The following is a 5,961-nucleotide window of genomic DNA, read 5'->3' as shown; positions in this document are numbered from 1 at the left end:
TAAAAAATAATCAACAGGTCAAAATCCCTAATGTAATAAATAAAAATATTATAGACGCTGAAAAAGAATTGAGAAAAGTAGGAGTTGATGTTAAACTAATAGGTATGGGAGAAAAAGTTATTATGCAAATTCCATTTGAAGACACAAAAATTAATAAGAATTCTACAGTCAGATTATTTACAGAGGAAAAATTAATAGAAAATGTAAATTACTATATTTCTGTACCTAATTTAAAAGAAATTAAAATCTCAGAAGCGAAAAATTTAGTAAATAAAATGGGATTAAAAATAAAAATTAATGGTAGTGGTAATACAATTATTAAACAGGATGTTAAACCTGGCAAAAGAGTAAAAGCAGGTAGTCAAATATCAGTTCATACTCGTTAATAAGAATGTCTGGAGGTTATTATAAAGTGCAATTAACGAAAGTAATTAAAAATATAGAAATAGAGTATATTGATGGAACTAAAAATATAGATATAAAAAATATAAGTTATGATTCAAGACAGATTAAAGAAAATGGTCTCTTTATTGCAATTGATGGTTTTAAAACAGATGGACATGAATATATTAATGAGGCAATCTCGAATGGAGCTCTTGTTATAATTATTGAAAATGATATTGAAAATTATTTTGATGATATTGTTTATGTTAAAGTAAAAGACAGCCGAGAAGCTATGGCTTATATATCAGCTGAATTTTATGAATATCCTCAAAAAGATTTAAAATTAATTGGAGTTACCGGAACTAATGGAAAAACTACTACAACTAATTTAATAAAATCAATTTTAGAAAATAAAGGTTATAAGACAGGATTAATTGGAACTATCGGAAATTATATAAATAAGGAAGAATTGGATTCTTCTCGAACTACCCCTAATTCATTAGAATTAAATAAACTTTTTTATCAGATGAAAAATAAGGGAATAGAATATGTAGTTATGGAAGTTTCTTCTCATGCTATTGATCTTAAAAGAATATTTAATTTAGAATTTGATGTTGCTGTTTTTACTAATATATCTCAGGACCATCTTGATTATCATAAAACTCTTGAAAATTATATCAATGTAAAAAGCAAATTATTTACACAGGTAAAAGAAAATGGTTATAGTATAATTAATATTGATGATAATTTTTCAAATAAGATAATAGAAAGTACAAAATCTAATGTAGTTACATATTCTTTAAATAAAAAATCTGATTTTCAGGCTAAAAATATTAATCTTAAAACCAGTGGAGTATCCTTTAAATTAAATAATTTTGAAAAAATAATAAATTTAAATATTACTGGAAAATTTAATATTTATAATGCCCTGGCAGCTATAGCAGTTGCTTCAGTTCTTAAAATTGATTATAATACAATTAAAGAGGGATTGGAAAAAGTAGAGGGTATTTCCGGAAGGTTTGAACTTATCAAGGAAAGTCAAAATTATACAGTGATTGTAGACTATGCTCACACGGCAGATGGAATGAAAAATGTTTTAAAAACTATAAAAGAGTTAGCTGAGAATGATATAATAATCGTCTTTGGTTGTGGGGGAGATAGAGATAAAGAAAAAAGACCTGAAATGGGAAAAATTGCAACTGAATATGGTGATTTTGTTTTTATTACAACAGATAATCCTAGAAGTGAAAAACCAGAATCAATAATAAATGATATAGAAAAAGGTTTGGAGAAAAATAAAGAGAAGTATAGAATTATCGTAGAGAGAAAAAAAGCTATATATAAAGCAATTGAAATGGCAAATAAAAATGATATAGTTGTTATTTTTGGAAAAGGTCATGAAACTTATCAAGTTTTTAAAAATAAAACTATCCATTTTGATGACAGAGAAGTTGCAAGAGAAGCTATAAGGAGTAAAAAGGAGCGGATCTAAATATGGAAGAATTATCAATAAAAAAAATCAGAGAAGCAGTTGGAGGAAAAATTGTACAGGGAAATCCAGAAGCTAAAATCAAGAATGTATGTATAGATAGTCGAATTTTAAAAGAAGAAGATTTATTTATTGCTATTATAGGTGAAAGATTTGATGGTCACTCTTTTATCGAAGAAGCTGTAAATAAAGGAGCTAAAGCTGTAATAGTAGATAGAAGTATAAAACCCTATCCAAACCTCTCAATTATCAGGGTAAAGGATACTACCAAAGCTCTTCAGGACCTTGCTCATTTTAATAGAATGCGTTATAAAAATTTAAAAGTAATTGGAGTAACAGGTAGTGTAGGGAAAACAACTACAAAAGATATGTTAGCCTGGGTTTTAAAGCAAAAATATAAAGTATTAAAATCTGAAGGTAATTACAATAATCAATATGGTTTACCATTATCTTTATTATCTCTAAAAGGAGATGAAGATATAGCTGTTCTAGAAATGGCTATGAGTAATATAGGAGAAATAAAAGAGCTTGCCGAAATTGCTAAACCAGAAATAGGTGTAGTTACCAATGTCGGCCAGGCTCATCTTAAAAACTTAGATAATGTCGCTAATGTAGCTGAAGCCAAAAAAGAATTAATTGAAGGTTTGCCTGAAAAGGGTTTAGCAGTATTAAATTATGATAATTATCATGTAAGAAAAATGGATAGTGCTTTTAAAGGAAAAAAAATCATATATTATGGTTTGAAATCAAAAGCAGATATTTATGCAAGTAACATTCAACATGATAATCAAAACAAAAATTTAAAATTTGATTTGTTTTATAATGGTGAGCAAAAAAGTATAGTTATCAATAAACCTGGGGAACATAATATCTATAATGCCCTGGCCGCTATATCTATTGCCAGAGAATTTAATGTTGATTGGGAATTAATACAAGAGAGTTTTAAAAATTTGGATTTTTCTTCATTAAGGTTGGATATAAGAGAAAAAGAAGATTTTACAGTAATTAATGATAGTTATAATGCAAATCCACTTTCAATGAAGGCAGCGATTGATGTATTAAAAGATATCTCTAGTAAAAGAAGTATCGCTGTTTTAGGAGATATGCTGGAATTGGGTCCTAAAAAAGAGGAAGCTCATTACAAAGTGGGTAAATATTTAACAGAGAAAAATATTGATATTCTTATTACTGTTGGTGAATTAGCAGAAATAATTGCTAATGGAGCAGAAGAAAATATGGATGAAGAAAAAATATATAGAGTTAAAAATAATAAAATGGCTTATGATATATTAAAAGATATGATAAAATCAGATGATTGTATATTAATTAAAGGCTCACGAAAAATGAAGATGGAAGAAATTGTTGATTGGATTTTAGATTAGGAGGAAAACATAATGAATTACTTTGCAGCAATAAGTATACCATTTTTTCTAATTCTATTTAGCGGTAAATGGATGATAAACTTCCTAAAAAAAATAAATTTTGGTCAACAGATTAGAAAAGAAGGGCCACAATCACATTTGCAAAAAGAGGGGATTCCTACTATGGGAGGGATTCTCATTCTTATTGGTATAATTAGCTCAATTATATTTTTAGAAATCAATTATAATTTAATTATTGCATTAGTTACTACTTTAGGAATGGGATTAATAGGGTTTTTAGATGATTATCTAAAAATAAAAAAAGGAAGATCACTGGGTTTAACTGCTCTGGCTAAAATTATTGGCCAATTTGGATTCGGATTATTAATTTCTTTATATGTTTATTTTTCAACAGAAATATCTAATTCATTATTAATTCCTTTTACTGGTGATAGTTTAGAACTGGGGATTTTAATAATTCCATTAATAATTTTCACAGTAGTTGGTACTGCTAATGCTGTAAATTTAACTGATGGTTTAGATGGTTTAGCATCAAGTATAACTGCAGTAGTAGCTGCTTCATATGCATTTATAGTCTATGGTCTTTATTTTGAACAATTAACTTTATTTTCTTTAAGTATTGTGGGAGCCTGTCTGGGGTTTATTTGGTATAATAGTCATCCAGCTGAAGTTTTTATGGGAGATATAGGTTCTTTAGGACTTGGAGGAGCGATTGCGGCATTGGCTGTATTAACTAGAACTGAATTATTTTTATTGATTATTGGAGGAGTTTATGTAATAGAGACTATCTCAGTCATTTTACAGGTGCTATATTTTAAAGCTACTAATGGCAAAAGAATTTTCAAAATGACACCAATTCATCATCATTTTGAATTAAAGGGCTGGGAAGAGCCCAAAGTAGTTTTCAGGTTTTTATTGATTGGAATTATTTTTTCTATAGTTGGACTGTATAGTTTTTATTTAATTTAGTATAATTCAAAGGAGATTTAAAGAAATGTTGAATTTAGAAAATAAAAAAATTGGAGTAGTTGGATTAAGTAAAAGAACCGGGGTTTCAGTTGCTAAATTTCTTCTTAAAAAAGATTTTGAAGTTATTATAACTGATGTTAAATCAGAAAATGAACTTCAGGAACAAATAAATGAATTAAAAAAATATAACCCAGAATATGAATTAAATGGACATGGTCAAAAAACACTTAAATGTGATCTTTTAGTAGTTAGTCCAGGAGTTCCATTGAATATTGAATTTTTTAATAAAGCAAGAAAAAAAGGCATAAAAATAATAAGTGAAATTGAACTTGCCTATCAATTTACAAATGCAAAGATCATTGCAATTACCGGAACCAATGGCAAAACAACTACTACATCTCTTTTAGGAGAAATTATGAAATCCAATGATCCAGAAAATGTATTGGTAGCAGGTAATATAGGTACTCCATTAATAGATGTAGCCCCAGGACTTTCAAAAGATAAATGGCTTGTTGTAGAAGTTAGTTCTTTTCAACTAGAGTCTATAGATGAATTTCGTCCTAATATTAGTTTATTTCTAAACTTCAGCCCAGATCATCTAGATAGACATAAAGATGAACATGAATATTTGAATGCCAAAAAAAGAATTTTTTCAAATCAAAAAAATGATGACCATGCAATATTAAATTTTGATGATCAGAATGTCATTAATGCCAGTTCAGAATATAATATTAATAAACATTACATAAGTAAAAAGAAAAATGTAAAAAATGGAGCCTATTTAGAAAATGGAATTGTTTATATTGTAGAAAATAATAATAACTACAATTTAATTTCAAAAGAAGAAGTTTCTCTTTATGGTGACCATAACTTATTGAATATTGCCTTTGCAGCTAAAACTGCAACATTGTTAGGAATTAAACCTAAAATTATTAGAAATACAATTAAAAAATATAAACCAGATAAGCATAGACTTGAGGTTGTTATAAAAAATGAAGATGGTAGTATAGTAATTGATGATTCTAAAGCAACAAATATTGATGCTGCTTTAAAAGCTATAAAGACATTTGATAATATAATTTTAATAGCAGGGGGGCAGGATAGAAATGCAGATTTTTCTAAATTAGCAGATTCTGTCCAAAAGAATGTAAAAGCACTTATTATTTTAGGAGAAACATCAGAAAAACTACATAAAGAAATGGTTAAAAGAGGATTTGATGGTGTTTTTCAAGTAAAAAATATGAAAGAAGCTGTAAGAAAAGGATTAGATTTATTTGAACAAGGAGATTGTCTTTTATTATCTCCCGCCTGTCCTAGTTGGGATATGTATCAAGATTATAAAGAAAGAGGTAATCTTTTTCAAAAAGAAGTAAAAAATCAAATAAAGTTTTAACATAAGGTGGGATAGTTTGAAAGATAATAATAAATTAGAAAAAAACAAAAATAAACCAGATTTAATTATTTTATTAACTGTAATGAGTTTGCTTATGATTGGTCTTATTATGGTTTTTAGTGCCAGTTCTATTAGGTCTTTTAATATTTTTGGAAGTAGTTTTCATTTTTTTAAAAGACAGTTAATAACAGCTGGATTGGGTTTAATAGCAATGATAATAACAATGAATATTGATTATCATTTATATAAAAAGTTTTCAAAACTAATATTATTTATTACATTTTTCTTGCTAATAATAGTTTTAATTCCAGGTATCGGACAATTTAGAGGTGGTTCGAGAAGGT

General features: G+C 27.3%; 6 protein-coding genes. All 6 read left to right on the top strand.

The genetic code is table 11. From position 1 onward, the window contains the following. Positions 1-386, top strand: a 386-nt coding sequence (locus tag VJ881_01555; protein ID HKL74724.1) for a PASTA domain-containing protein, incomplete at its 5' end; no start/stop codon positions are given. A 26-nt stretch (positions 387-412) separates the two neighbouring features. Next, on the top strand, positions 413-1,876 hold the full coding sequence (locus tag VJ881_01550) for a UDP-N-acetylmuramoyl-L-alanyl-D-glutamate--2,6-diaminopimelate ligase (GenBank protein ID HKL74723.1): 1,464 nt from the start codon (positions 413-415) through the stop codon (positions 1,874-1,876). A gap of 2 nt (positions 1,877-1,878) precedes the next feature. Next, a complete protein-coding gene (murF, locus tag VJ881_01545; GenBank protein HKL74722.1) occupies positions 1,879-3,255 on the top strand; it encodes a UDP-N-acetylmuramoyl-tripeptide--D-alanyl-D-alanine ligase in 1,377 nt (458 codons plus the stop codon). A gap of 12 nt (positions 3,256-3,267) precedes the next feature. Next, positions 3,268-4,224: a phospho-N-acetylmuramoyl-pentapeptide-transferase gene (gene mraY / locus VJ881_01540; GenBank protein ID HKL74721.1), complete on the top strand. Its 957-nt coding sequence runs from the start codon at positions 3,268-3,270 to the stop codon at positions 4,222-4,224. A 25-nt stretch (positions 4,225-4,249) separates the two neighbouring features. Further along, the gene (gene murD / locus VJ881_01535; GenBank protein ID HKL74720.1) at positions 4,250-5,617 is read left to right on the top strand and encodes a UDP-N-acetylmuramoyl-L-alanine--D-glutamate ligase; all 1,368 of its coding nucleotides are present in this window, start codon (positions 4,250-4,252) and stop codon (positions 5,615-5,617) included. 16 nt (positions 5,618-5,633) lie between these two features. After that, positions 5,634-5,961 (top strand): FtsW/RodA/SpoVE family cell cycle protein (locus VJ881_01530; GenBank protein ID HKL74719.1); only part of this gene is annotated, 328 nt, incomplete at its 3' end.

Source organism: Halanaerobiales bacterium (assembly GCA_035270125.1).
GTDB lineage: Bacteria > Bacillota > Halanaerobiia > Halanaerobiales > DATFIM01 > DATFIM01.
This window is presented reverse-complemented; position numbering and strand designations above follow the sequence as displayed.